At 74.1% G+C, this 24,607-nt stretch carries 23 protein-coding genes; 20 read left to right on the forward strand and 3 right to left on the reverse strand.

Going from position 1 to position 24,607, the window contains the following annotated elements; genetic code table 11:
- From V2J63_RS01750 to narI, 16 genes are all read left to right on the forward strand, one after another.
- Positions 1-1,011, forward strand: a complete 1,011-nt coding sequence (locus V2J63_RS01750) for an aldo/keto reductase family protein (protein WP_331229252.1) — start codon at positions 1-3, stop codon at positions 1,009-1,011.
- A gap of 45 nt (positions 1,012-1,056) precedes the next feature.
- Complete coding sequence (locus V2J63_RS01755) at positions 1,057-2,136, forward strand: calcium/sodium antiporter (RefSeq protein WP_331229253.1); 1,080 nt, start codon at positions 1,057-1,059, stop codon at positions 2,134-2,136.
- 55 nt (positions 2,137-2,191) lie between these two features.
- Complete coding sequence (locus V2J63_RS01760; protein WP_331229254.1) at positions 2,192-3,712, forward strand: SDR family oxidoreductase; 1,521 nt, start codon at positions 2,192-2,194, stop codon at positions 3,710-3,712.
- Positions 3,713-3,814: 102 nt separating this feature from the next.
- Entirely contained in the window at positions 3,815-4,912 is a 1,098-nt protein-coding gene (gene moaA, locus V2J63_RS01765) for a GTP 3',8-cyclase MoaA (protein ID WP_331229255.1), read from the forward strand.
- A gap of 1 nt (position 4,913) precedes the next feature.
- Positions 4,914-5,237: a MoaD/ThiS family protein gene (locus tag V2J63_RS01770; protein ID WP_331229256.1), complete on the forward strand. Its 324-nt coding sequence runs from the start codon at positions 4,914-4,916 to the stop codon at positions 5,235-5,237.
- Complete coding sequence (gene moeB, locus V2J63_RS01775; RefSeq protein ID WP_434056261.1) at positions 5,230-6,546, forward strand: molybdopterin-synthase adenylyltransferase MoeB; 1,317 nt, start codon at positions 5,230-5,232, stop codon at positions 6,544-6,546. Before V2J63_RS01770 ends, moeB begins: the two co-directional genes overlap by 8 nt.
- A 173-nt stretch (positions 6,547-6,719) precedes the next feature.
- The gene (locus tag V2J63_RS01780; protein WP_331229257.1) at positions 6,720-7,022 is read left to right on the forward strand and encodes a hypothetical protein; all 303 of its coding nucleotides are present in this window, start codon (positions 6,720-6,722) and stop codon (positions 7,020-7,022) included.
- A 178-nt stretch (positions 7,023-7,200) separates the two neighbouring features.
- A complete protein-coding gene (locus V2J63_RS01785; protein ID WP_331229258.1) occupies positions 7,201-7,419 on the forward strand; it encodes a hypothetical protein in 219 nt (72 codons plus the stop codon).
- 31 nt (positions 7,420-7,450) lie between these two features.
- Entirely contained in the window at positions 7,451-8,713 is a 1,263-nt protein-coding gene (locus V2J63_RS01790) for a molybdopterin molybdotransferase MoeA (RefSeq protein WP_331229259.1), read from the forward strand.
- 50 nt (positions 8,714-8,763) lie between these two features.
- Positions 8,764-9,198 carry a cyclic pyranopterin monophosphate synthase MoaC gene (gene moaC / locus V2J63_RS01795; RefSeq protein ID WP_491062212.1) on the forward strand — a complete coding sequence of 145 codons (435 nt, stop codon included), beginning with the start codon at positions 8,764-8,766 and terminating at the stop codon, positions 9,196-9,198.
- Between the two features lie 8 nt (positions 9,199-9,206).
- Entirely contained in the window at positions 9,207-9,875 is a 669-nt protein-coding gene (gene mobA / locus V2J63_RS01800; protein WP_331229261.1) for a molybdenum cofactor guanylyltransferase, read from the forward strand.
- Between the two features lie 248 nt (positions 9,876-10,123).
- The gene (locus V2J63_RS01805) at positions 10,124-11,281 is read left to right on the forward strand and encodes an MFS transporter (protein WP_491062213.1); all 1,158 of its coding nucleotides are present in this window, start codon (positions 10,124-10,126) and stop codon (positions 11,279-11,281) included.
- A gap of 73 nt (positions 11,282-11,354) precedes the next feature.
- Complete coding sequence (locus V2J63_RS01810) at positions 11,355-15,074, forward strand: nitrate reductase subunit alpha (protein ID WP_434056262.1); 3,720 nt, start codon at positions 11,355-11,357, stop codon at positions 15,072-15,074.
- A gap of 67 nt (positions 15,075-15,141) precedes the next feature.
- Positions 15,142-16,860, forward strand: a complete 1,719-nt coding sequence (narH, locus tag V2J63_RS01815; RefSeq protein WP_331229263.1) for a nitrate reductase subunit beta — start codon at positions 15,142-15,144, stop codon at positions 16,858-16,860.
- A complete protein-coding gene (gene narJ, locus V2J63_RS01820; protein ID WP_331229264.1) occupies positions 16,857-17,516 on the forward strand; it encodes a nitrate reductase molybdenum cofactor assembly chaperone in 660 nt (219 codons plus the stop codon). The genes narH and narJ overlap by 4 nt, the downstream gene beginning before the upstream one ends.
- Positions 17,513-18,259 (forward strand): respiratory nitrate reductase subunit gamma, encoded by a 747-nt coding sequence (narI, locus tag V2J63_RS01825; protein WP_331229265.1) that lies wholly within the window; start codon positions 17,513-17,515, stop codon positions 18,257-18,259. The genes narJ and narI overlap by 4 nt, the downstream gene beginning before the upstream one ends.
- A gap of 73 nt (positions 18,260-18,332) precedes the next feature.
- On the opposite strand, the gene V2J63_RS01830 is transcribed toward narI, so the two are convergent.
- From V2J63_RS01830 to V2J63_RS01840, 3 genes are all read right to left on the reverse strand, one after another.
- Positions 18,333-19,712, reverse strand: a complete 1,380-nt coding sequence (locus tag V2J63_RS01830; protein ID WP_331229266.1) for an ABC transporter permease — start codon at positions 19,710-19,712, stop codon at positions 18,333-18,335.
- Positions 19,709-20,467 carry an ABC transporter ATP-binding protein gene (locus V2J63_RS01835; RefSeq protein WP_331229267.1) on the reverse strand — a complete coding sequence of 253 codons (759 nt, stop codon included), beginning with the start codon at positions 20,465-20,467 and terminating at the stop codon, positions 19,709-19,711. Before V2J63_RS01835 ends, V2J63_RS01830 begins: the two co-directional genes overlap by 4 nt.
- Before the next feature lie 197 nt (positions 20,468-20,664).
- Positions 20,665-21,357 (reverse strand): NADPH-dependent F420 reductase, encoded by a 693-nt coding sequence (locus tag V2J63_RS01840; protein WP_331229268.1) that lies wholly within the window; start codon positions 21,355-21,357, stop codon positions 20,665-20,667.
- Between the two features lie 100 nt (positions 21,358-21,457).
- Between V2J63_RS01840 and V2J63_RS01845 the strand changes: the two genes are divergently transcribed.
- From V2J63_RS01845 to V2J63_RS01860, 4 genes are read left to right on the forward strand one after another with little or no spacing between them, the layout of a single operon-like run.
- Positions 21,458-21,856: a TOBE domain-containing protein gene (locus V2J63_RS01845; RefSeq protein ID WP_331229269.1), complete on the forward strand. Its 399-nt coding sequence runs from the start codon at positions 21,458-21,460 to the stop codon at positions 21,854-21,856.
- Positions 21,853-22,644, forward strand: a complete 792-nt coding sequence (gene modA, locus V2J63_RS01850) for a molybdate ABC transporter substrate-binding protein (RefSeq protein ID WP_331229270.1) — start codon at positions 21,853-21,855, stop codon at positions 22,642-22,644. Before V2J63_RS01845 ends, modA begins: the two co-directional genes overlap by 4 nt.
- Entirely contained in the window at positions 22,641-23,456 is an 816-nt protein-coding gene (locus tag V2J63_RS01855) for an ABC transporter permease (RefSeq protein ID WP_331229271.1), read from the forward strand. The genes modA and V2J63_RS01855 overlap by 4 nt, the downstream gene beginning before the upstream one ends.
- A complete protein-coding gene (locus tag V2J63_RS01860) occupies positions 23,453-24,586 on the forward strand; it encodes an ABC transporter ATP-binding protein (protein ID WP_331229272.1) in 1,134 nt (377 codons plus the stop codon). Before V2J63_RS01855 ends, V2J63_RS01860 begins: the two co-directional genes overlap by 4 nt.
- The last annotated feature ends 21 nt before the right edge of the window (positions 24,587-24,607 follow it).

Below are 24,607 nucleotides of genomic sequence, written 5' to 3' on the forward strand. Positions count from 1 at the left end.
ATGGTCGCGCATCGATACCTCGGCAACAGTGGACTGAAGATCTCCGAGATCACCTACGGGAACTGGCTCACCCATGCCTCCCAGGTGGAGAACGAGGTCGCGACGAGCTGCGTGCACGCCGCGCTCGACGCCGGGATCAGCACGTTCGACACGGCCGACACCTACGCCAACACGGCCGCGGAGACCGTCCTCGGCGAGGCGCTCCACGGCGTCCCCCGCCACGAGCTGGAGATCTTCACGAAGGTCTACTTCCCCACCGGCAGCAAGGGCCACAACGACACGGGGCTCTCCCGCAAGCACGTCATGGAGTCGATCAACGGCTCGCTGCGGCGGCTCGGCACCGACTACGTCGACCTCTACCAGGCCCACCGCTACGACGTGGAGACGCCGCTCGAGGAGACGATGCAGGCGTTCGCCGACATCGTCCGGGCCGGCAAGGCCCTCTACATCGGCGTCTCCGAGTGGCCCGCGGACAAGCTCCGCGCCGGGCACGCCCTCGCCCGCGAGCTCGGCTTCCAGCTCATCTCGAGCCAGCCGCAGTACTCGATGCTGTGGCGCGTCATCGAGGACGAGGTCGTCCCCACCTCCCGCGAGCTCGGCATCAGCCAGATCGTCTGGTCCCCCGTGGCGCAGGGCGTCCTCACCGGGAAGTACCTCCCGGGCCAGGCCGCACCCGAGGGCTCACGCGGCACTGACGACAAGGGCGGCGCCTCGATGATCGGGCGGTTCCTCTCCGACGACGACCTCCTCGCCCGGGTGCAGGACCTGCGCCCCGTCGCGGACGAGCTCGACCTGACGATGGCCCAGCTGGCCATCGCCTGGGTGCTCCAGAACGACAACGTCGCCGCCGCGCTCATCGGCGCCTCCCGCCCGGAGCAGGTCGCCGAGAACGTCAAGGCGTCCGGGGTGGAGATCCCGGCCGAGCTCATGACGCGGATCGACGAGGTCCTCGGCGACAAGGTCGTGCGCGACCCGAGCCTGACGGAGATCCCGAGGACCCGCTTCTCCTGATCCCGTGCTGGTGCGGAACCGACCCTGGGCCAGCATGCTGAGCCGGTGACCGGTCTGCTGCTGCTCGGCGGCTTCGCCGTCCTCGTGGCGGGCGGGGAGCTCCTCGTGCGTGGCGCCGCCGGCCTCGCCCGCCGTCTCCGGCTGTCCCCGCTCGTCGTCGGGCTCACCGTGGTGTCCTTCGCCACCTCCGCGCCCGAGCTGGCGGTGACGGTGGACGCCGCCCTCTCAGGCAGCCCCGGCCTGGCCGTCGGCAACGTCGTGGGCAGCAACATCACCAACGTCCTGCTCGTGCTCGGGGTGGCCGGGCTGATCCTGCCGTTGACGGTGCGGCTGTCGGCCGTCCGGCGGGACGTGCCCGTCATGATCGCGATGTCCGGGCTGTTGCTCGTGCTCAGCATCGGCGGGACGATCGGCCGCGCCGACGGCGTCGTGCTCCTCGCGACCCTCGCGACCTACGTCGCGTGGACCGTCGTGCGTTCACGCCGCGCCCGTGCCGCCGACGCCGGCCGGGACGACGGCCCGGCCGTGCGGGCGCGCCGGCCGTGGGTCGATGCCCTCCTCGTCGCGGGAGGCGTGGCGCTGCTCGTCGTCGGAGCCCGCTGGCTCGTGAGGGGCGCCACCGACGTCGCCACGGCCCTGGGCATGAGCGAGCTCGTCGTCGGCCTCACGGTCGTCGCCGTCGGGACGTCGCTCCCAGAGCTCGCGACGTCGGTGATCGCCGCCATCCGCGGGGACGTGGAGATGGCGGTGGGCAACGTCGTCGGGAGCTGCATCTTCAACATCGGCGCCGTCATGGGCGGTGCGGCCGTGCTCGCACCCTCCGGTGTACCGGTGGACCCCGGCGCCGTCCGCCTCGACCTGCCGGTCATGCTCGTCGCGGCCCTGGCGCTGCTCCCCGTCGCGATCACGGGTTTCCGGGTAGCCCGGTGGGAGGCGGGACTGTTCGTCCTCTACTACGCCGCCTACGTCACCTACCTGCTCCTCGACTCCTCCGGGCACGATGCCCTGCCCACGTTCAGCGCGGTCATGCTGTGGTTCGTCCTGCCCATCACCGCCCTGACGCTTGTCGTCCTCGTCAGCTACGAGGTGGGCCTACGACGTGGTCGCACGGCGCCGGTCCGCTGACGCCCACGGCGGTGCTCGGCGCGCCGCGCCCGCCGGCGACCCGCACACTGGGCCGATGACCGACACCGAGGCCCCGCTCGCGCTCGTCACCGGAGCCACCGGCTACATCGGTGGGCGGCTCGTCCCCGAGCTCCTCGCCGCCGGGTACCGGGTGCGCGCCATGGCCCGCCACCCGGAGCGCCTCTCCGGGCGCGAGTGGCGCGCCGACGTCGAGGTCGTCGCGGCCGACGCCTCGAGCGCGGAGGACCTCGCGCGCGCCCTCGAGGGGGTCGGCGTCGCGTACTACCTCATCCACTCCCTCGGCTCCGGCCCCGAGTTCGAGGCCAGGGACCGGCGCACCGCCCGCACCTTCGGCACCGCAGCCCGGACGGCGGGAGTGCGGCGGGTGGTCTACCTCGGCGGCCTCCACCCGGACACCGACGGGCTCTCCCCGCACCTGGAGTCGCGGCGCGAGGTGGGAGACATCCTCCTCGCCGCCGGCGTTCCGACGACGGTGCTCCAGGCCGCGGTCATCATCGGGTCCGGCAGCGCGTCGTTCGAGATGATGCGCTACCTCACCGAGCGGTTGCCCGCGATGATCGCGCCGAAGTGGCTCGACAACCGGATCCAGCCGATCGCCGTGCGCGACGTCCTGCGCTACCTCGTCGGCTCCGCCTCGATGCCCGACGACGTCAGCCGCACGTTCGACATCGGCGGTCCCGACGTCCTCACCTACCGCGAGATGATGCAGCGCTACGCCGCCGTCGCCGGGCTGCCCGCCCGCGTCATCCGCACCGTCCCCGTCCTCACGCCGCGCCTCGCGAGCCTGTGGGTCGGGCTCGTCACCCCCGTGCCGTCCGGCCTCGCCCGGCCGCTCGTGGAGTCGCTCATCCACGAGGTCGTGGCCAAGGAGTCGGACATCGACGCCCTCGTGCCGCCCCCGCCGGAGGGGCTCCTCGGCTTCGAGCAGTCCGTCGAGCTCGCCCTCCAGCGGGTCCGGGAGTTCGACGTGAGCACGACGTGGTCCTCCGCGGGCACGGCGAACGCGCCGAGCGACCCGCTCCCCGAGGACCCGGAGTGGGCCGGGGGCAGCCTCTACGTCGACGAGCGCGAGTCCGTCGTCGACGCGGAGCGCCGGCACCTCTGGTCCGTCATCGAGGGCATCGGCGGCGCCAACGGCTGGTACTCGTGGCGGATGGGCTGGGCCGCCCGCGGGCTCATGGACCGCGTGTTCGGCGGGCCGGGGCTGCGCCGCGGCCGGCGGCACCCGCGGCGCCTCGCCGTCGGGGACGCACTCGACTGGTGGCGCGTCGAGGCGATCGAGGAGGGGCGCCTCCTCCGGCTCCGCGCCGAGATGCGCCTGCCGGGCCTCGCCTGGCTCGAGCTCGTCGCCGAGGAGGACGACGCCGGGCGCACCGTGTTCCGTCAGCGCGCGGTGTACCACCCGCAGGGGTTCCTCGGTCAGCTCTACTGGTGGGCGATCGCCCCCTTCCACGGCGTCGTCTTCGGCGGGATGCAGCGCAACGTCGCGGCGGCCGCGGAGGCCGCCGCGCGCGGTGGCCGCGCCGGCGCCGGCGCCCAGCCCGTCACGCCATGACCGCCGGCGGGCGCCGTCGTCGGGCACTGACGCACCTCCCGCGCAGAGCGGACAGAACGGACCTGACCAACCCCGTGGCCGTGCTCTGGTTACAGTGAGGTGATGCCTCAGGTCGAGCTCGGAGTCCCCCGCCCGCGTGCTGCGCGGGCGGCCGAGGACGCGCGCACCGACCGCCCGGCCGACCCGCGCCTGCTCGACAGGTACGGCCGGGTCGCGCAGGACCTGCGCGTCTCGCTCACCGACCGCTGCAACCTCCGCTGCGAGTACTGCATGCCCCCCGAGGGCTTCGAGTGGCTCCCCGGCTCGGACGTCCTGTCCGACGCCGAGGTCGTCCGGCTCGTCACCGTGGCCGTCGAGCGCCTCGGCGTGCGCGAGGTGCGCTTCACCGGTGGCGAGCCGCTCCTGCGCAAGGGCCTCGAGTCGATCATCGCGGCGACCTCCGCGCTGCGGACCGCGGAGGGCCGGGCGCCGGAGACGTCGCTGACGACGAACGGCCTGGGCCTCGACCGCCGTGTCGCCGGTCTCGCGGCGGCGGGGCTGACCCGCATCAACGTCTCCCTCGACTCCCTCGACCGGCAGACGTACGCGACGCTCGCGCGCCGGGACCGGCTGCCGGACGTCCTCGCCGCCCTCGACGCCGCCGAGGCGGCGGGGCTCCGTCCGGTCAAGATCAACGCCGTCCTCATGCGGGGGCGGAACGAGCACGAGGCCCCGGACCTCCTCGACTTCGCGCTCCGCCGGGGATTTCAGCTGCGCTTCATCGAGCAGATGCCGCTCGGCCCGCCGGACAGCTGGGAGCGCGGCGGGATGGTGACGGCCGCGGAGATCCTCGGCTCCCTGCGCGACCGGTTCGCGCTCGCGCCGGCCGACCCGGCCGAGCGCGGCGCCGCCCCCGCCCAGCGCTGGCACGTGGCGCCGGAGGGTGACCGGCCCGGCGGGACCGTCGGCATCATCGCCTCGGTGACCGAGCCCTTCTGCGGCGCGTGCGACCGGACGCGGCTCACCGCCGACGGCCAGGTCCGCACCTGCCTGTTCTCCCGGACGGAGACGGACCTGCGCGCCCTCGTGCGGTCCGGCGCCCCGGACGCCGAGGTCGCTGAGACGTGGCGCGCGGCCATGTGGGGCAAGCTGCCCGGCCACGGCATCGACGACCCCGGATTCCTGCAGCCGCAGCGGCCCATGAGCGCGATCGGAGGATGAGATGACGACGGCCGGGACCGACCGCACCGGTGGGCGCGCCGCGGGCACCGCCGGCAGCACCGCCGTCCACGTCCGCTACTTCGCCGCCGCCGCCGAGGCTGCGGGCACCTCGGCGGAGGACGTCGTCCTGCCCGACGGCGCGAGCGCGGCCGACCTCCGCGCCGCTGCGGGCGCGGCGCACGGCCCCGACCTCGCGCGCGTCCTCGCCATCTCCAGCCTCCTCGTCGACGGCGTCGTCCGGGCGGATGAGGAGGCCCCGCTGTCCACCGGACCTGCCGGCACGCCCGTGGACGTCGACGTCCTGCCGCCCTTCGCCGGTGGCTGAGGTGCGCCTCGCCCCCCTCGTCGAGCCGGCTGCCGCGCTCACGACGGCGCAGGTCCAGCGCTACTCCCGCCACCTCCTCCTCGGCCAGGTCGGCGTGGACGGCCAGCGCCGGCTCCTCGGCGCGCGCGTCCTCGTCGTCGGGGCCGGGGGGCTCGGGTCCCCCGCCCTCCTCTACCTCGCCGCGGCCGGGGTGGGGCACCTCGGGATCGTCGACGACGACGACGTCGAGACGTCGAACCTCCAGCGGCAGGTCATCCACACCACCGCCGACGTCGGCCGCCCCAAGGTGGACTCGGCCGCCGAGCGGGTCGCGGCGCTCAACCCGGACGTCGTGGTGACCAGGCACCACGTGCGCCTCGACGCCGGCAACGCGCGCGACGTCATCGCCGGGTACGACGTCGTCCTCGACGGCACGGACAACTTCCCGACGCGCTACCTCGTCGACGACGTCTGCGCCCAGCTCGGCGTCCCCCTCGTGTGGGGCTCGATCCTGCGCTTCGACGCGCAGGTCTCGGTGTTCTGGTCGCGCCCCCGGGGTGCGGACGACGGCGCGAGCGGGTCGGGAGGCACGGGCGCACCCCCCGGCGTACGGCTGCGTGACCTCTTCCCCGTACCCCCTCCGCCGGGGACGACCCCCTCGTGCGGGGAGGCGGGCGTCCTCGGGGCGATGTGCGGCCAGGTCGGCTCGATCATGGCGGCGGAGGCCGTCAAGCTCGTCACGGGGGCGGGCGAGCCGCTCCTCGGCCGGGTCCTCGTCCTCGACGTCCTCACCGCGCGCTGGACCGAGGTACCCCTGCGGGCGCGCGCGCACCACCCGGAAGAGGCGGCCGCAGCGGACCGCACGGCCGCGCCTCGGCACACGACGGAGATCACAGGCGCCGGCACGCCGAGCGGCGCACACGGCGACGGCTCCCCGTCCGCCGGGGAACCGGGCGGGGGCGCGGTCGCCGGAGCGCCGTTCGCGACGATCTCGGCGACGGCGCTCGCCGAACGCCTCACCGCCCGCGAGCGCGGCGCCGACGACCTCGTCCTGCTCGACGTGCGGGAGGCGGCCGAGCGCACGATCGTCGCTATCCCGGGTGCCGTCCACGTCCCACTCAGGGAGGTGCTCGCCGACGCGGCCGGTACCGCCCGCCGGTTCGCTGCCGGGGCGGCGGACCCGATCGACGTCGTCGTGCACTGCCGGAGCGGGCAGCGCTCAGCGCAGGCCGCGCGCGCCCTCGCCGGGGTCGGCGTGCGCACCCTCAACCTCGAGGGCGGCGTCCTCGCCTGGGTGAGCGACGTCGACCCGACCCTGCCCACGTACTGACGCCACTCCCAGCCGCCGAGTCCGTCCCGTCTCGGCCGGCGGGGCGTTCTCGCTGCGACCGCCGTGGTACGGCAGGGCCAGACCATCGGCGCACCACGCACCCGGGCCGTCCTGCGCCGGGATGCCGGCCGGATGACAGTGGGTGATCCTGGGCCGACGACAGAGGGGATGGCATGGCGAGGAAGAAGCTGACGAGCGCGTCCGTCGTCGCGAGCGGCCAGTGGACCGAGCCCGACGGCGTGCGCGCCCCAGCCGGCACCGTCCACGCGTGGGTCCCCGGCACGAACCAGACGGTGTGCGGCCTCGCGCTCAGCCGCGAGAGCTTCCTCCGCTTCCCCCACGTGGCGTGGGCCGAGGTCCAACCAGCGACCGGCATCCACGCCGATGAGGTCGCCGACATCTGCCCGCGGTGCGCCGCCGGCATGGGCGCGCGGCGCGACGAGCAGCGGTGGACCCGGACCAACCCCCGGCCGTAAGAGACTCGAGCCTCCACGGCCGGCCCACCGCGGTCACGGTGCCGGGCCCCCTCCGCCGCGCGACGAGCGTCCGTGCGGCTCGCCCCCCTTCTCACGCCCGGACATGCGCGGTCCGCCGGGGGCCGGGGGCCGAAGAGCTACTGTCAGACGAGATGCCGAGACGGGAGGACTGGTGCCGATGGCCAGGCGCGAGAGGAAGCTGGTCTGGTGGGGATACGTCATCGCGGGCGTCGTCCTGATCGCCATGGGGCTGTACATCCTGCAGGTCGCTCCTGACTCCAGCTCCGACGTCTGGAGGAGGCGAGGGTTGGTGGTGGGCTGGATGACCCTCGTCCTCAGCCCCCTCTTCGTCGTATACGGGATCTCGCTCAAGGTTCGTGGCAGGAGCCACGGGTGACGCGAGACGGGGCGAGGGCTGGAAAGAGCCGATGATCACCGTCGAGCAGTACATCGACCGCGTCCTCGCTGGTGTGCGGCCGCTGACCCCGCACCGGGTCGCACTGGCCGACGCGCACGGGTGCGTCCTCGCTGTGGACGTCGTCGCCAGGCTCGCCGTCCCGCCCTTCGACAACTCCGCCATGGACGGGTACGCCGTCCGCGCGGCCGACGTCGCTGCCGCGGCCGACCGCCCCGTCCGGCTCCCCGTCACCGCGGACGTCCCGGCCGGCGCCACCGGAGCCGTCACGGTCGAGCCCGGCACGGCCGTGCGCGTCATGACGGGGGCGCCGGTGCCGGCTGGCGCGGACGCCGTCGTGCCCGTCGAGCACACCGACCAACCAGCCGGTCCCGGGGCGGGCAAGGCCCTGCCGGCCGTCGTCGAGATCCGCACCGCCCCGAGCCCCGGACGCCACGTGCGCCGGCGGGGCGACGACGTCGCGCCCGGTGCGACGGTCCTGCGGGCCGGGACGCGGCTCGGCGCCCAGCACCTCTCGGCGGCGGCGTCGGCCGGCCACGGTGACGTGCTCGTCCACCCCCGCGTCCGCGTCGGCGTCCTCGCCACGGGCGCCGAGCTCGTCCCCCCGGGCGCGCCCCTCGCGCACGGGCAGATCCCCGACTCCAACAGCACGCTCGTCCTCGGCCTCGTCCGCGAAGCGGGCGCCGTCCCCGTCCCCCTCGGTGTCGCCGACGACGAGCCGGAGAGCCTGCGCCAGGTCCTCGCGGCCGGCCTCACCGGCGTCGACGCCGTCATCACGACCGGCGGCGTGAGCGCGGGGGCGTACGACGTCGTCAAGGAGGTCCTCGAGCCGCTCGGCGACGTCGCCTTCACCGCCGTCGCCATGCAGCCGGGCAAGCCGCAGGGCTTCGGCGTCCTCGCCGCCCCGGACGGCCGCGCGGTCCCGATCTTCTGCCTGCCGGGGAACCCCGTGTCCGTCTACGTCAGCGTCCACGTCCTCGTCCGGCCGGCGCTCACCCGCATGGCCGGGACTCGCGCCCCGGAACGAACCCTTCCCGCCGTCGCCGCAGTGGGCTGGGGTTGCCCGCCGGGACGGCGGCAGTACATCCCGGTCGTCCTCGAACCGCGGGAGGACCCCGCCGGAGCGGTGACCCTCCACGTGCGCCCCGCGGCCCCAGGCGGCTCGGGCTCCCACCTCGTCGCCTCCCTCGCGCGGGCGGAGGCGCTCGCCGTCGTCGAGGCGGACGTGCCCGCCGTCGCGGCGGGCGACGCCGTCCGCGTCATGATGGTCCCGTGAGCACTCCGGAGCAGCCCTTCACCCATCTCGACGACGCGGGCCACGCCCGCATGGTCGACGTCACGGGCAAGACCCCCACCGTGCGCGAGGCCGTCGCCACGGGCGAGGTCACGTGCAGCCCGACCGTCATGGACGCGCTGCGCTCCGGCACCGTCCCCAAGGGCGACGTCCTCGCCGTCGCGCGCGTCGCCGGCATCGCCGCCGTCAAGAAGACGCCCGACCTCCTCCCCCTCGCCCACGTCATCGGCGTGCACGGCGCCGTCGTCGACCTCGAGCTCGCCGAGGACCGCGTCCTCATCAGGGCGACCGTCCGCACCGCCGACCGCACGGGGGTGGAGATGGAGGCGCTCACGGCCGTCGCCGTCGCCGGGCTCGCCGTCGTCGACATGGTCAAGGGCGTCGACCGGTCGGCGGAGATCGGCCGCGTGCGCGTCGTCGCCAAGTCCGGCGGGCGCTCCGGCGACTGGCACCGCCCAGCGGACTGAGCGGTCCCATGACCGTCGCCGCCGAACCCGCCGACGCGCCCTTCGACGCCGTCGTCCTGGCCGGTGGCACGGCGCGCCGCCTCGGGGGCGCGTCGAAGCCGGACGTCGAGCTCAGCGGGAGGCGCCTCCTCGACCACGCGCTCGACGCCACCGCCGGGGCGCGCCGCACCGTCGTCGTCGCGCCCGCGTCGGTCGCGGTGCCGCCGGGCGTCCTGCGGACCCTCGAGGACCCACCCCACGGCGGGCCGGTCGCGGGGATCGCCGCCGGGCTCGACGCGCTGGAGAGCGCCGGCACCACGGACGGCGGCGCCCCCGCCCCCGCCCCGCTCCCAGCACTCGTGCTCGTCCTCGCGTGCGACGTGCCGGGCGCCGCTGGCGCCGTCCCCGGTCTCGTCCGTGCCGCCCTCGCCTCGCCCGGCGGTGCGTGCCTCGTCGACGCGGACGGGCGCCGGCAGTGGCTCGTCGGGGTGTACCGGCGCGCCGCCCTCCGGACCCGGCTCGCCGCGCTAGCAGGCGGGCGCGACGTCGGCGTCCGCGCACTGCTCGGTGACCTGCCGCTGGCCGAGGTCCGCGCCCGGGGCAGCGAGTCGACCGACGTCGACACGTGGTCCGACCTGGCCGCGCTCGCACGGGCGGAGGAGGCGCCCGACGACGGCAGCCCCGCCCGCACGGTATGACGTTCAACAAAAGCGACGTGTGATGAAAATAGACATTTCGGTCATTCTTGCGTTTCCTCGCCGGTAAGGCTGGTCACGATTCCCCGGCGCCGTTACGGTGACGAGGTCCCGCTCTTCGGAGCGAATGCGCCCCGGTGGATCACGGAGGTCTCATAGTGACGGCAGCGCCCCCGCCGCCCGACCCCTCGGTCGGCGGTGCGACAGGCCCAGGGGCGGGCCCCGCCGCCCCTGCGGGGCCCGCGACCCTCATGCTCGTCCTGGCCACGCTGGGGTTCACCATCAACTTCTGGGCCTGGTCGCTCATCGGCCCGCTCGGGGCGACGTACCGCGCCGAGCTCGACCTGACGCCGTTCCAGGTCTCGGTCGCCGTCGCCGTCCCCGTCATCGTCGGGTCCCTCGGACGCATCCCCGTCGGCGCATTCACGGACCGCTTCGGAGCGCGCACGATGTTCCCGGCGGTGAGCGTCCTGACAATCATCCCCGCGCTCTTCGTCGGGTTCGTCGCGGACAGCTTCCCGCTGCTCGTCCTCGGCGGGTTCTTCCTCGGCCTCGGCGGCACCGCCTTCGCAGTCGGCGTCCCCTTCGTCAACGGCTGGTACGCCCCGGAGCGGCGGGGCACGGCGCTGGGCATCTTCGGGATGGGCACCGCCGGCACAGCGATCGCCGCGTTCACGACCGTCGCGATCGCCGACGCGCTCGGGCGGGCCGCCCCGTTCGTCCTCGTCAGCGTCCTCCTCGCGCTGTACGCCGTGGCCGCCCGGTTCCTCCTGCGTGACCCGGGTCCGCGCACGGCGCCCACCGGCTCGCTCGTGCGCCGCACGCTCCAGACGCTGCGCATCCCGGTGACAGGCCAGCTCGCCGTCATCTACGCGATGGGGTTCGGTGGCTTCGTCGCGTTCAGCGTCTACCTGCCCACCTACCTCGTCAACGCCTACGGGTTGAGCGCCGGCGACGCCGCCCTCCGCACGGCCGGGTTCGTCGTCCTCGCCGTCGTCGCGCGGCCCGTCGGCGGGATGGTCTCCGACCGGTGGCACCCGGTACCCGTGCTGACGATCTGCTTCCTCACCGCCGGGGTGATGGCCGCCCTCGCCTCGCTCCAGCTCGAGCTGCTCCCCGCCGGCACGGTCGCCTTCCTCGGCCTCGCCGCGACGCTCGGCGCCGCGTCGGGCGCGTGCTTCGCGCTCGTGGCGAAGGTGGCGCCCGCAGGCCAGGTGGGCTCGGTCACGGGGATCGTCGGCGCCGCGGGCGGCCTCGGCGGCTTCTTCCCGCCCCTCGTCATGGGCGCCGTCTACGGCGCGACCGGCGCGTACACGCTCGGGCTCATCCTCCTGGCACTGTCCGCGCTCGGTGTCGCCGCGTTCACGTGGTGGCCCGTGCGCCGCGCCTCCCAGGGGGCCACCCACTGATCCCTCCCCCGGCGCAGCGCCACCGACCGTGAGACCAGCGACACCCGCGTTCCAGCGAAGGGACTTCTCGGACATGACCATCGACCCACCGAAGGAACGGACGGCGGCGGGCCCACAGGACCCCAGCACCGACGGCGGCGTCGTCGAGGCGCTGCTGAGGATGCGCCGGTTCCTCAAGCCGACGGAGGTCTCGCAGGACCTGCGCACGCTCCACCAGATCGGCGGGCGCGACGCGGACACCTTCTACCGGGACCGGTGGAGCCACGACAAGGTCGTGCGGTCCACCCACGGCGTCAACTGCACCGGGTCCTGCTCGTGGAAGGTCTACGTCAAGGACGGGATCATCACGTGGGAGTCGCAGCAGACCGACTACCCCTCCGTCGGCCCGGACCGCCCCGAGTACGAGCCCCGCGGCTGCCCCCGCGGCGCGGCCTTCTCCTGGTACACGTACTCCCCGACGCGGGTGCGCTTCCCCTACGTGCGCGGCGTCCTGCTCGAGATGTACCGCGAGGCCAAGCGCCGGCTCGGTGACCCGGTGCTCGCGTGGGCCGACGTCGTCTCCGACCCGGAGCGCTCCCGCCGGTACAAGGCCGCCCGCGGCAAGGGCGGGCTCGTCCGGGCCACGTGGGAGGAGGCCACCGAGATCGTCGCCGCCGCCCACGTCCACACCATCAAGTCCCACGGCCCGGACCGGGTGGCCGGCTTCTCCCCCATCCCGGCGATGTCGATGGTCTCCCACGCGGCGGGATCGCGGTTCTACTCCCTCATCGGCGCCCCGATGCTCTCGTTCTACGACTGGTACGCGGACCTGCCCGTCGCCTCGCCGCAGGTCTTCGGCGACCAGACCGACGTGCCCGAGTCCGGCGACTGGTGGGACGCCGGGTACCTCGTCATGTGGGGCTCGAACGTCCCCGTCACCCGCACCCCGGACGCCCACTGGATGACCGAGGCCCGCTACCGCGGCCAGAAGGTCGTGGTCGTCTCCCCCGACTACGCGGACAACGTCAAGTTCGCCGACGAGTGGCTCGCCGCCCACCCGGGCACCGACGGTGCCCTCGCCATGGCCATGGGTCACGTGACGCTCAAGGAGTTCTTCGTCGACCGCGCCGTCCCGTACTTCACCGACTACGTCAAGAAGTTCACCGACCTGCCGTTCCTCGTGCGCCTCGACGAGGCCGACGGCGGGTACGTCCCGGGCAAGTTCCTCACGGCCGCGGACCTCGGGGACTCGAGCGAGCACGCGGAGTTCAAGACGGTCCTCCTCGACGCGAAGGACGGCGCACCGGTCGTCCCCAACGGCTCGCTCGGCTTCCGGTTCGGGAAGAAGGGCGAGGGGAGGTGGAACCTCGACCTCGACGGCGTCGACCCGGCCCTCACGCTCTACGGCGGCGCCGGGACCGAGGCGGTACCGCTGAGCCTGCCGCGCTTCGACGCCCCGGACGGGCACGCGGAGGTCGCGCACCGCGGCGTCCCGGCCCAGCGGGTGGGCGGGCACCTCGTCACGACGGTCTTCGACCTCCTCCTCGCGCAGTACAGCGTCGGCCGCGCGGGTCTGCCCGGGCAGTGGCCCACGGGCTACGACGACGCGAGCCAGCCCTGCACGCCCGCCTGGCAGGAGACCATCACCGGCGTCCCCGCGGCCAAGGCGGAGCGCATCGGCCGTGAGTTCGCGGCCAACGCCGAGGAGTCCCGCGGACGCTCGATGATCCTCATGGGCGCCGGGACGAACCACTGGTTCCACTCCGACACGATCTACCGGGCGTTCCTCACCCTGACGACGATCACCGGCTGCCAGGGCGTCAACGGCGGCGGCTGGGCGCACTACGTCGGTCAGGAGAAGGTGCGGCCGATCACCGGGTTCACGCAGATCGCCAACGGGCTCGACTGGTCCCGCCCGCCGCGGCACATGACGCAGACCGCCTACTGGTACCTCCACACCGACCAGTACCGCTACGACGCGTTCGGTGCGGACACCCTGTCCTCGGCGCAGGGCGACGGCCGGTTCGCCGGGAAGAGCACCGCGGACGTCCTCGCCCAGGCCTCGCGCATGGGCTGGACGCCGTCGTACCCGACGTTCGACCGCAACCCGCTCGACCTCGCGGACGAGGCGGACGCCGCCGGGGTCAGCGTCGAGGAGCACATCCCCGCCGAGCTCAAGGCGGGCCGCCTGCGGTTCGCCGGCGAGGACCCGGACGCCCCGGAGAACTTCCCCCGGGTGCTGACGGTGTGGCGGGCGAACCTCCTCGGCAGCTCGGGCAAGGGCAACGAGTACTTCCTCAAGCACCTCCTCGGCACGGACGCCTCCGTCCGGGCCACCGAGGCCCCGCCCGAGGCGAGACCCACGGACGTCGTCTGGCGCGAGGAGGCCCCCACGGGCAAGCTCGACCTGCTCCTCTCGCTCGACTTCCGCATGACGAGCACGACGATCTTCTCCGACGTCGTGCTCCCCGCCGCCACCTGGTACGAGAAGCACGACCTCAACACGACGGACATGCACCCGTTCGTCAACTCGTTCTCCCCGGCGATCTCACCGCCGTGGCAGACCCGGACGGACTTCGACGCGTTCGCCGGCATCGCCAAGCGCTTCAGCGAGCTGGCGGCAGGCCACCTCGGCACGCGCCGCGACGTCGTCGCGAGCCCGCTCGCCCACGACACGCCCGACGAGATGGCGAACCCGAGCGGGCGCGCCCTCGACTGGAAGGCCGGTGAGTGCGAGCCCGTCCCGGGCAAGACCATGCCCAAGCTCGCCGTCGTCGAGCGGGACTACACCGCCGTCGCCGCGAAGATGGAGGCGCTCGGGCCGCTCGTCGACACCCTCGGCCTGACGACGAAGGGCGTGACCTTCGAGGTGGCGCGCGAGGTGGACTACCTCGGCCGCAAGAACGGCCGGGTCCGCGGGGGCGTCGCCGACGGCCGGCCCTCCCTGCGGCGCGACGTCGACGTGTGCGAGGCGATCCTCGCCCTGTCCGGCACGACCAACGGGCACCTCGCCACCCAGGGCTTCCACACCCTCGAGAAGCGCACCGGCGTCGAGCTCGCGGACCTGGCCGCCGAGAGCGAGGGCAAGCAGGTGACGTTCCGCGACACGCAGAACGCCCCGACAACGGTCATCACCTCACCGGAGTGGTCCGGCTCGGAGAGCGGCGGGCGCCGCTACTCCCCCTTCACCATCAACGTCGAGCGGCTCAAGCCCTGGCACACCCTCACCGGGCGCCAGCACTTCTTCCTCGACCACGACTGGATGGCGGAGATCGGGGAGTGCCTGCCGGTCTTCCGGCCGCCGCTCAACATGCCGGCCCTCTTCGGCGAGCCGACGATCGGCAGCACCGGTGAGCTCGGCATCACCGTGCGGTACCTGACCCCGCACAACAAGTGGTCGATCCACTCGGAGTACCAGGACAACCTGCTCATGCTCAGCCTGTCCCGCGGCGGGCCGACGATCTGGATGAGCGACCGGGACGCCGGCAAGGTCGGCATCAGGGACAACGACTGGATCGAGGCGGTCAACCGCAACGGCGTCGTCGTCGCCCGCGCGATCGTCTCCCACCGCATGCCCGAGGGGACGGCGTACATGTACCACGCGCAGGACCGCCTCATCGACGTGCCCCGGTCGGAGACGTCGGGCAAGCGCGGCGGCATCCACAACTCGCTGACCCGGCTCCTCATCAAGCCGAGCCACCTCATCGGGGGCTACGCCCAGCTCAGCTACGCGTTCAACTACATCGGCCCGACGGGCAACCAGCGCGACGAGGTCACGATGATCCGCCGCCGCTCCCAGGAGGTGGAGTACTGATGGCACGACGGCCTGCGGGCGCCACGGCGGACCGGGCGCGGGACGAGCAGAGAAGGGACGTGGGGGCATGAAGGTCATGGCGCAGATGTCGATGGTCATGAACCTCGACAAGTGCATCGGGTGCCACACGTGCTCGGTCACGTGCAAGCAGGCGTGGACGAACCGGACCGGCACGGAGTACGTGTGGTTCAACAACGTCGAGACGCGGCCCGGGCAGGGCTACCCGCGCACGTACGAGGACCAGGAGGAGTGGCAGGGCGGCTGGGAGGTCAACCGCCGGGGCCGGCTCAAGCTCAAGCAGGGCGGGCGCCTCAAGAACCTCGCGACGATCTTCGCGAGCCCGAAGATGCCGTCGATGGACGACTACTACGAGCCGTGGACGTACGACTACGAGAACCTCACGAACGCCCCGCTGCAGGAGCACACGCCGGTGGCCCGGCCGAAGTCCCTCATCAGCGGCGAGGACACGGCGATCCGGTGGAGCGCGAACTGGGACGACGACCTCGCGGGGTCGATGGAGATCGTCCCGGGCGACCCGGTCCTCAAGCAGGTCTCGGACAAGGTCAAGCTCGAGTTCGAGCAGACGTTCATGTTCTACCTGCCCCGCATCTGCGAGCATTGCCTCAACCCGTCCTGTGCCGCCTCCTGCCCGTCCGGCGCGATCTACAAGCGCGCCGAGGACGGCATCGTGCTCGTCGACCAGGACGCGTGCCGCGGCTGGCGCAAGTGCGTGACCGGCTGCCCGTACAAGAAGGTCTACTTCAACCACCGCACGGGCAAGGCCGAGAAGTGCACGTTCTGCTTCCCGCGCATCGAGGTGGGCCTGCCGACGATCTGCTCGGAGACGTGCGTGGGCCGGCTGCGCTACATCGGCCTCGTCCTCTACGACGCGGACCGCGTCCTCGAGGCGGCCAGCGTCACGGACGAGCGCGAGCTCCTCGCCGCGCAGCGCCGTGTCTTCCTCGACCCCCACGACCCGGAGGTCATGGCCGCCGCCGAGGCGGCCGGGATCCCGCACGACTGGGTCGAGGCCGCGCAGCGCTCCCCGATCTGGCGCCTCATCAACGACTACGAGGTGGCCCTGCCGCTGCACCCCGAGTACCGGACCATGCCGATGGTCTGGTACATCCCGCCGCTGTCCCCGGTGGTCGACGTCGTGGCGGAGACGGGGGAGGACTCCGAGGACAAGCACAACCTCTTCGCCGCGATCGACACCCTGCGCATCCCCGTGGAGTACCTCGCCGAGCTGTTCACGGCCGGCGACACCGTCCCCGTCACCGCGGTGCTCAAGCGCCTCGCGGCCATGCGCTCCTTCATGCGGGACATCAACATGGGCCGCGAGGCGGACGCCTCCATCGCCGAGGCCGTGGGCATGGACGCGGACTCGATGTACGAGATGTACCGCCTCCTCGCCATCGCGAAGTACGAGGAGCGGTACGTCATCCCACCGGCGCACGCCGAGCAGGCCCACGGCCTCGAGGAGCTCGCCACCGAGTGCAGCCTCGACTACGAGGGGGGCCCGGGCATGGGCGGGTCGGGACCGTTCGGCGAGGGCTCGGGTGGGGTGACGCCGATCGCGGTGGAGAACTTCCACATGCTCAAGCAGCGCCAGACCGGGGAGTTCCCCACCGACCCGGGCGACAAGACCCGCCGGGTCAACCTCCTCAACTGGGACGGCAAGGGCGCGCCAGAGGGGCTCTTCCCCGCCAAGCCGGGCAGCGAGCGCGGGGCGCCCGAGCTCATGGAGGGCACCGACCCCGCCGGCGAGACGGAGCCGAGGCCGTGAACCGCGTCGCCCGGAGGAAGACGGCGCAGCGGCTCGCCACGGACGAGCACGCGCTCGTGCACCGCATCGCCGCCCTCCTCCTCGACTACCCGGACGAGGCGCTCCTCGCCGCGGTCCCCGACCTGCGCCGAGCCGCCGCGGGGCTCGGCGAGCGGTTCCGGGTCCCGCTCGAGCGGCTCATGGACCACCTGACCGGCCACCCGGCCCGCGAGGTGGCCGCCGCCTACGTCGCCACCTTCGACCACAAGCGGCGGTGCTGCCTCTTCCTCACGTACTACGCCCACGGCGACACCCGGAACCGGGGCGTCGCCCTCGTCTCGTTCAAGCAGGCGTACCGCGCCGCCGCGGTCGAGCTCGCGGCGGAGGAGCTGCCCGACCACCTGTGCGTCCTCCTCGAGTTCGCCGCGACGACGGACCGTGCCGCGGGGATCACCCTCCTCCTCGAGCACCGTGCCGGGCTCGAGCTGCTGCGCCTCGCCCTCCTCGACGCGGGCTCGCCCTGGGCCGACGCCCTCGTCGCGGTCTGCGCCACCCTGCCGCCCCTCGTGGGGGACGAGCGCGACGCCGTCGCCCGCCTCGCCGCCGAGGGGCCGCCGGAGGAGTCGGTCGGCCTCGAGCCGTACGCCCCGAACGAGTTCCTAGGAGCCAGGACATGAGCCCGCTCGACACCGTGCTGTGGGTCGTCATCCCCTACGTCACCCTCGCGACGTTCGTCCTCGGCCACGTCTGGCGCTACCGGTACGACAAGTTCGGGTGGACCACCCGCTCCTCCCAGCTCTACGAGGACCGGCTGCTGCGCTGGGCGAGCCCGCTGTTCCACTTCGGGATCCTCGCCGTCTTCCTCGGGCACGTCATGGGGCTGGCGATCCCGAAGAGCTGGACGGACGCCGTCGGTCTCTCCCAGGAGGCGTACCACGCGATGGCGGTGGGGATCGGGGGCATCGCCGGGGTGTGCACGCTCGTCGGGGCGGCCCTGCTCGTCTACCGTCGGCGCACCGTCGGGCCGGTATTCAGCGCCACGACGAAGATGGACAAGGCCATGTGGCTCATGCTCATGCTCGTCATCCTCCTCGGGCTGTGGAACACCGTCGCGGGCTCCGTCCTCAACCTCGGCGGCCACTACGACTACCGCACCGGTGTCTCCGAGTGGTACCGGAGCATCTTCTACCTCAACCCCCAGGGCGAGCTCATGGCCGAGGCCCCGATCGGCTTCCAGGCCCACGCCCTCGTCGCCATGGGCCTCTTCGCCATGTGGCCCTTCACCCGGCTCGTCCACGTCTTCAGCGCACCGCTCTGGTACATGTGGCGCCCCTACGTCGTCTACCGCAGCCGCACCGACCGGCTCGGTGCCCGCGCCACGCGCCCGGGGTGGGAGCGGACCGGCAGCGGGCGGCGGTAGCGGCGCGCTCGGGCGGCGGGGCGGGGCCCGGCCCTGAGCAAAGCCGGCGCCCCCGCGGGTGCCCGCCCCCGGCTCAGCCCGTGACGGCGCGGCGGAGCATGGGGCGTGTCGCGCGGACGCCGAGCCGGGCGATGACGGGGCCCGCCACGAGCGAGGCCCCGATGACGGCGAGCGAGACGGGCGCGGTGATGAGGGCGTAACCCGCCAGCGGCAGGATGAGGACGCCCGCGATCACCGCCGAACCGGCCGTCACCGCGACGAGGGGGAGCATGACGGTGCGCGTGCGCGCCTCGTCGAGGGTCTGCCACGGCATGCCGAGCTTGTGGAGACTGGCGTAGAGGTCGCCGCGGTCGAGGATCTCGGCCGCCTGGTTGATGCCCGCGGAGCAGGCGACCATGAGGAAGGACGCGACGACCGTGATGACGATGCCCGTCCCGATGTCCACGGTGAGGAAGCGGTCCGGCCCGGTCGGGGACCCGACGCCGCCGCTCGTCGCGGACACCCCGGTGCCGGCGATGACGGCGACGAAGCTCGTCATCGCCACGCTGCTCACCTGGCGCCACACGGCCTTCGGCGACTCGGCGATCCCGCGGGCGGCGAGCAGCCGCGCGGGCGTGCGGGCGCGGCGGAGCTGGACGCGCGCGAGCACCGAGATCACCCAAGGGCCGATGAGGTTGAGGACGGCGAGGCCGGAGGCGACGACGGCGAGAACCATCGTCACCAGCATCGCGAGGCTCGCGTAGGTGCCGCTCATCGCGATGACGCCCGCGACGACGACGGCCACGCCGATGACGAGGCGCCGCTTCCCGATCCGGGGCGCGTCCTGCCTCGTGCGTACCCCGAGCGGGGAGATCATGACCTTCCGCAGGCCCACGGCGGCGCTGATGGCGGCGATGGCGGTCACGGCGAGGATCGTCCCGATGACGGCGAGCGGCGAGAGCCAGAAGGCGGACCCGATCGCTTCTCCGCGGAAGCGGATCTGCTGGACGAACGGCCCGAGGACGACGTGGCCGGCGACACCGCCGAGCGCCCCGACGAGCGCGAGGCCCGCCGACTCGACGACGGTCATGACGGCGACGGTGGTGGGGGTCGCTCCGAGCAGGCGCAGCGTCGAGAGCCGGTCGTCGCGTCGACGGGCGGACAGCCGCGCGGCGGAGCCCCCGAGGGTGACGAGCGGGACGAGCATGAGCGCGACGGCGACGGCGGCGAGGACCTGGTAGAGCTCCCCCACCTCGTCGTCCCAGCGCCACATCGACTGGGCGCCGGCGAGGACGGTGAGCAGGAGGGTCGTGACGGCCCCGAACGCGACGACGGGCAGGACGAGCGTGGCGCGGTTCTCCGCGGTGGCGCGCCGGGCGAGGATCCACGCGAGCCGGAACGGGACGAGGGCGTCGGGCCGGTGCGTGGGGCCGGCGCCGCGGGTGGCGACGGGCACCGCGACGGGGGCGCTCATCGCGTCCGTCCCCGCGTGTCGGCGACGACCCGGCCGTCGCGGAGGTGGACCGTGCGCCCGCACCGCGCTGCGACGTCGTCGTCGTGGGTGACGACGACGAGGGTGCGGCCGGTCCCGGCCGACGCCTGGACGAGGACGTCCATGACCTCCGCCGACGTCCGGGAGTCGAGCGCCCCGGTCGGCTCGTCGGCGAAGATGACGCGCGCCCCGGTCACCTGGGCGCGCGCGATCGCCACACGCTGGGCCTGGCCGCCGGAGAGCTGGCCGATGCGGCGGTCCTCCATCCCGGCGAGGCCGAGGGCCCGCAGCCAGCCGACGGCGCTCTGCTCCGCCGCGGACCGCGCCACGCCGCTGAGCATGAGCGCGAGCGCGACGTTCTCCGTCGCCGTGAGCTCGGGGATGAGCAGCCCCTCCTGGAAGACGAACCCGAACTGCTCGCGGCGCAGGCGCGAGCGCTGCGTCTCGCCCAGGTCGCTCACGACGACGGGGCCGGCCGGCGTCGCCAGCCGCACCTCGCCGGAGTCCGGGCGGATGACGCCGGCGAGACAGTGCAGGAGCGTCGTCTTGCCCGAGCCGGAGGCGCCCATGACCGCGACCGACTCACCGGGGTAGAGGTCGAGGTCGACCCCGGCGAGCGCCGTCGTCGTGCCGTAGGTCTTGACGAGGCCCCGGGTGGCGAGGGCGGGCGTGACGGGCGCCGGGGCTGGCGGGACGTAGGCCGTGTGGGCCGTGTGGGCCGTGGGGTATCCGTTCATGCCTCGATCGTCGCCGCGGCCGGCCACCCGCCGCGTCCCGCACCGGGATGAACCTGCGGGCGCGGGGTCATCCCCCGGGGGTACCCCGCCGTCCTCCCGCCGCCCCACCGCCCGCCCCCTCCGTCGTGATCATGCAGAAGTGCACACGCCACGTCGCGTGCTCCGCCGTCCGCTGGGCGCCGGCCGGCTGCGCAGGCTCACATGTCGCGGTAGCGCACCGCGGAGGCGAGCGCCTCGGCGAGGATCTCCCGCCCGGCGGGCCGGGCCGTCCACGTGGGGTAGGTCCCGCCCGGGGCGACGTAGGGCAGGCCGTAGGCCGCCGTGTCGCGCTGGTAGCGCCACCCCTCGGCGAGCGGGCCGACGTCGTAGGCGTCGTACCCGATGGAGTCGAGGAACTCGGTCACGGTCGCCTTGGCCGCCGCGTCGTCGCCGGCGACGGGGAGCGCCGACCGCTCGGGGTCTCCGGCGGGACGCGGGAGGCTGGCGAGGTGGGCGTCGTTGATGTTGTTGAACGCCTTGACCACGCGCGACTCCGGCAGGTGCGCCTGGAGCAGCTCGCTCGACGTCGTCGAGTCGTCGTCGAGCTCGGCGATGTGACCATCCCGCTGGGGGTAGTAGTTGTTCGTGTCGATGACGACCTTGCCGCGCAGCGGCTCGACCGGCACCGCGCGGTACGCCTTGAGGGGGATCGTCACGACGACGACGTCGCCGGCCGCCGCCGCCTCGTCCGCCGTGGCCGCCCGCGCTCGTGGCCCCAGCTCCGCGACGAGGTCCGTCAGGGTTTCCGGACCCCGGCTGTTGCTCAGGACCACCTCGTACCCTGCCGCCACCGCGAGCCGCGCGACGGCGCTGCCGATGTGTCCACTTCCGATGAGTCCGATTGTCGTCATGCGTAGGACAACCCGGCTCCCCGCCGACCCATTCCGCACCGACCGGCAGGAGGCCCCAGGTGCCTGTTCACTCCGCGGACGCGGCTCTATGATCGCTCTCATGCCGCAGTATCGGATCAGTCAGGCCGCCGCCCTCCTCGGGGTCAGCGACGACACCGTCCGGCGCTGGGTCGACGACGGCGCGCTCCCGGTGGGCACGGACGCCGCCGGGCGCATGGTCGTCGACGGCGCCGCGCTCGCCGCGCACGCCCAGCGCGGCCCCGGTGGTGCCCCGGACCCCTCGGGCGTCGGCCGCTCGGCCCGCAACCGGTTCGTCGGCCTCGTCACGCGCGTCGTCGCGGACGGTGTCATGGCGCAGGTCGAGATGCAGTGCGGGCCCCACCGCGTCGTCTCACTCATGAGCCGGGAGGCGGCGGAGGAGCTCGGGCTCGAGCCGGGGTCGCAGGCCGTGGCGGTCGTCAAGGCGACGACTGTCATCGTCGAGACCCCCCGGCCGTGAGCGCCGCTGCCCCCGGGCCGGCCCGCACGCCGCACACCCGCACGGTCGCAGGCCGGGTCTGCCGAGCGGGCGCCGTCGTCGTCCTCCTCGCGGCGCTGCTGGCCGGCTGCGCCGCGCAGGCGCAGGGCCTCACCGTCTTCGCCGCCGCTTCCCTCCACGGCGTCCTCACCGAGCGTGCGGACGACGCCGAGGAGCGCCTCGGCGTGGACGTGGCCCTGTCCTTCGCGGGCTCGAGCGACCTCGTGTCCCAGGTGGACGCCGGGGCCCCGGCGGACATCCTCGTCACGGCGGATGCGCGCACGATGTCCCGCGCTGCCGACACCGGGCTCCTCGACGGCGACGCCGTCGCCGTCGCGACCAACCACCTCGTCCTCGTCACGCCCGCCGACAACCCGGCGGGGGTGACCGGCCTCGACACCTCCCTCGCCGGAGCGACCCTCGTCGTGTGCGCCCCGCAGGTGCCCTGCGGGGCCGCAGCCGTCGAGCTCGCCGCCGCGAACGGCGTCACCCTCGCGCCGGTGTCCGAGGAGCCGTCTGTCACCGCCGTCCTGTCGAAGGTGACGACCGGCGAGGCCGACGCCGCGCTCGTCTACGCGTCCGACGCCGCGAGCGCCGGTCCGGCCGTCGTGACGTTCCCCGTGGCCGGCGCCGAGCGCGTCGTCAACACCTACCTCGCTGCCGTCGTCGCCGGCACGGAGGTTCCTCGGGCCGCCCGGGCGTGGATCGACTGGCTGGCCGGGCCCGATGGCGCGGCGGCCCTCGCGGACGCCGGGTTCGGTCCGCCGTGAGCACCCACCGCCGCGAGGCCGGCACCGCGGCAGGGGCCGCCCTGCCGCCGTGGGTCTACGCGCTCGCCGGGCTCGCGCTGCTCGTCGTCGGGGTCCCCGTCCTCGGGCTGCTCACCGAGGTCCCGTGGCGTGAGCTCCCCGCGCTCGTCACGTCCCCCTCGGCCCTCGCCGCCCTGTCGCTCAGCGTGCGCACGGCCGCCGCCGCCACCGCCCTGTGCGTCGTCCTCGGTGTGCCGCTCGCGCTCGTCCTCGCCCGGGCGCGCCTGCCGGGCCTGCGCGTCGTGCGCGCCGTCGTCATGCTGCCGCTCGTGCTGCCGCCCGTCGTGGCCGGGATCGCCCTCCTCGCCACGCTCGGCCGGCGCGGGCTCCTCGGCGGCCAGCTCGATGCGTGGGGGATCTCCATCGCCTTCAGCACCGCGGCCGTCGTCCTCGCGCAGACGTTCGTGTCGCTGCCGTTCCTCGTCGTCTCGCTCGAGGGCGGCCTGCGGGCGGCCGGCCACGCCTACGAGGACGTCGCCGCGACGCTCGGCGCGCGTCCCACCACCGTGCTGCGCCGGGTGACGCTCCCCCTCGTCGCACCGGCGCTCACCTCGGGGATGGCGCTCGCCTTCGCCCGGTCCCTCGGCGAGTTCGGGGCGACGCTCACGTTCGCCGGGTCTCTCGAGGGCGTCACGCGCACCCTTCCCCTCGAGATCTACCTGCGACGTGAGACCGAGCCGGACGTCGCGGTGGCGTTGTCCGTCGTCCTCGTCGCCGTCGCCGCCGCCATCGTCCTGGCGACCCGCCTCGGCCGGCGCGAGGCGGGGGCGTGAGCGGCGCCGGGCGCGAGGCCAGGGGCAGGGACGGCTCGGGGATCGCGGGAGCGGCGGAGGCTCCTGCTCCCCCGCCCGCGCTCTCGATCCGTGCCTCGGTGCCCGAGCGTGGCCTCGACGTCGACGTCGACGTCTCCCCCGGCGAGGTCCTCGCCGTCCTTGGCCGCAACGGCGCCGGGAAGTCCTCGCTCGTCGGCCTCGGGGCCGGGCTGCTGCGCCCCGGGGCGGGCACCGTGCGCATCGGCGGGCGCGTCGTCGCGGACGCCGGCACCTGGGTTCCGCCGCGGGAGCGCGGGGTGGCGTTCCTCGCTCAGCGCCCGCTCCTCTTCCCTCACCTCGACGTCCTTGCCAACGTCGCCTTCGGCCCGCGCAGCGCCGGAACGCCCCGGCGGGACGCGGACGAGGTGGCACGCCGCGCCCTCGCCGCCGTCGAGGTGGGTGACCTGGCCGGGCGTCGGCCGCGGGAGCTCTCCGGGGGGCAGGCGCAGCGGGTCGCCCTCGCTCGGGCCCTCGCCCCGGACCCGCGCGTCGTCCTCCTCGACGAGCCGCTCGCCGCGCTCGACGTCGAGTCCGCCACCGCGATGCGCCGCCTCCTGCGCCGCGCCGTCCGGGACTCCGGCCGCACGGCGTTGCTCGTCACCCACGACGTCCTCGACGTCCTCGCCCTCGCCGACGCCGTCGTCGTCCTCGAGGACGGACGGGTGGTCGAGCGGGGTGCCGCCCTCGACGTCCTCACCCGGCCGCGCTCGTCGTTCGCCGCGAGCCTCGCCGGGCTCAACCTCGTCCGGGGGACGCTGCGGGACGGCGCCCTCGACGCGGGCGGCACGGTCCTTCGCGGCGTCGTCGACCCGGCGTGCCGCCCGGGAGACGAGGCTGCGGCGGCCTTCGGCCCGCGCACCGTCACGCTCCACCGCGAGCGCCCGGCGGCAGGCGCGACCAACGCCGTCGCCGCGCACGTCACCTCCCTCGAGCACCAGGGCGAGCTCGTCCGGGTCGTCGGCACCACCGCCGGTGGGCACACCGTCAAGGCGGACCTGACCCCGGCGTCCCTCGCGGCGGCGACCGTCACCGTCGGCGACCACCTCGTCTTCGCAGTCAGCGCCGCCGAGGTGACGATCTACCCCGCCTGACCGGGGTCGGCCGCGGCGCCC

The sequence above is a fragment of the Georgenia wangjunii genome (genome assembly GCF_036421975.1).
GTDB lineage: Bacteria > Actinomycetota > Actinomycetes > Actinomycetales > Actinomycetaceae > Georgenia_A > Georgenia_A wangjunii.

Bases quoted from the DNA above. Each gene is read 5' to 3' on its own strand.
- V2J63_RS01750 (WP_331229252.1), top strand. From the start codon at position 1: ATGGTCGCGCATCGATACCTCGGCAACAGTGGACTGAAGATCTCCGAG.
- V2J63_RS01760 (WP_331229254.1), top strand. From the start codon at position 2,192: ATGACCGACACCGAGGCCCCGCTCGCGCTCGTCACCGGAGCCACCGGC.
- moaA (WP_331229255.1), top strand. From the start codon at position 3,815: ATGCCTCAGGTCGAGCTCGGAGTCCCCCGCCCGCGTGCTGCGCGGGCG.
- V2J63_RS01770 (WP_331229256.1), top strand. From the start codon at position 4,914: ATGACGACGGCCGGGACCGACCGCACCGGTGGGCGCGCCGCGGGCACC.
- V2J63_RS01780 (WP_331229257.1), top strand. From the start codon at position 6,720: ATGGCGAGGAAGAAGCTGACGAGCGCGTCCGTCGTCGCGAGCGGCCAG.
- V2J63_RS01785 (WP_331229258.1), top strand. From the start codon at position 7,201: ATGGCCAGGCGCGAGAGGAAGCTGGTCTGGTGGGGATACGTCATCGCG.
- V2J63_RS01790 (WP_331229259.1), top strand. From the start codon at position 7,451: ATGATCACCGTCGAGCAGTACATCGACCGCGTCCTCGCTGGTGTGCGG.
- moaC (WP_491062212.1), top strand. From the start codon at position 8,764: ATGGTCGACGTCACGGGCAAGACCCCCACCGTGCGCGAGGCCGTCGCC.
- mobA (WP_331229261.1), top strand. From the start codon at position 9,207: ATGACCGTCGCCGCCGAACCCGCCGACGCGCCCTTCGACGCCGTCGTC.
- V2J63_RS01805 (WP_491062213.1), top strand. From the start codon at position 10,124: ATGCTCGTCCTGGCCACGCTGGGGTTCACCATCAACTTCTGGGCCTGG.
- V2J63_RS01810 (WP_434056262.1), top strand. From the start codon at position 11,355: ATGACCATCGACCCACCGAAGGAACGGACGGCGGCGGGCCCACAGGAC.
- narH (WP_331229263.1), top strand. From the start codon at position 15,142: ATGAAGGTCATGGCGCAGATGTCGATGGTCATGAACCTCGACAAGTGC.
- narI (WP_331229265.1), top strand. From the start codon at position 17,513: ATGAGCCCGCTCGACACCGTGCTGTGGGTCGTCATCCCCTACGTCACC.
- V2J63_RS01830 (WP_331229266.1), bottom strand. From the start codon at position 19,712: ATGAGCGCCCCCGTCGCGGTGCCCGTCGCCACCCGCGGCGCCGGCCCC.
- V2J63_RS01835 (WP_331229267.1), bottom strand. From the start codon at position 20,467: ATGAACGGATACCCCACGGCCCACACGGCCCACACGGCCTACGTCCCG.
- V2J63_RS01840 (WP_331229268.1), bottom strand. From the start codon at position 21,357: ATGACGACAATCGGACTCATCGGAAGTGGACACATCGGCAGCGCCGTC.
- V2J63_RS01845 (WP_331229269.1), top strand. From the start codon at position 21,458: ATGCCGCAGTATCGGATCAGTCAGGCCGCCGCCCTCCTCGGGGTCAGC.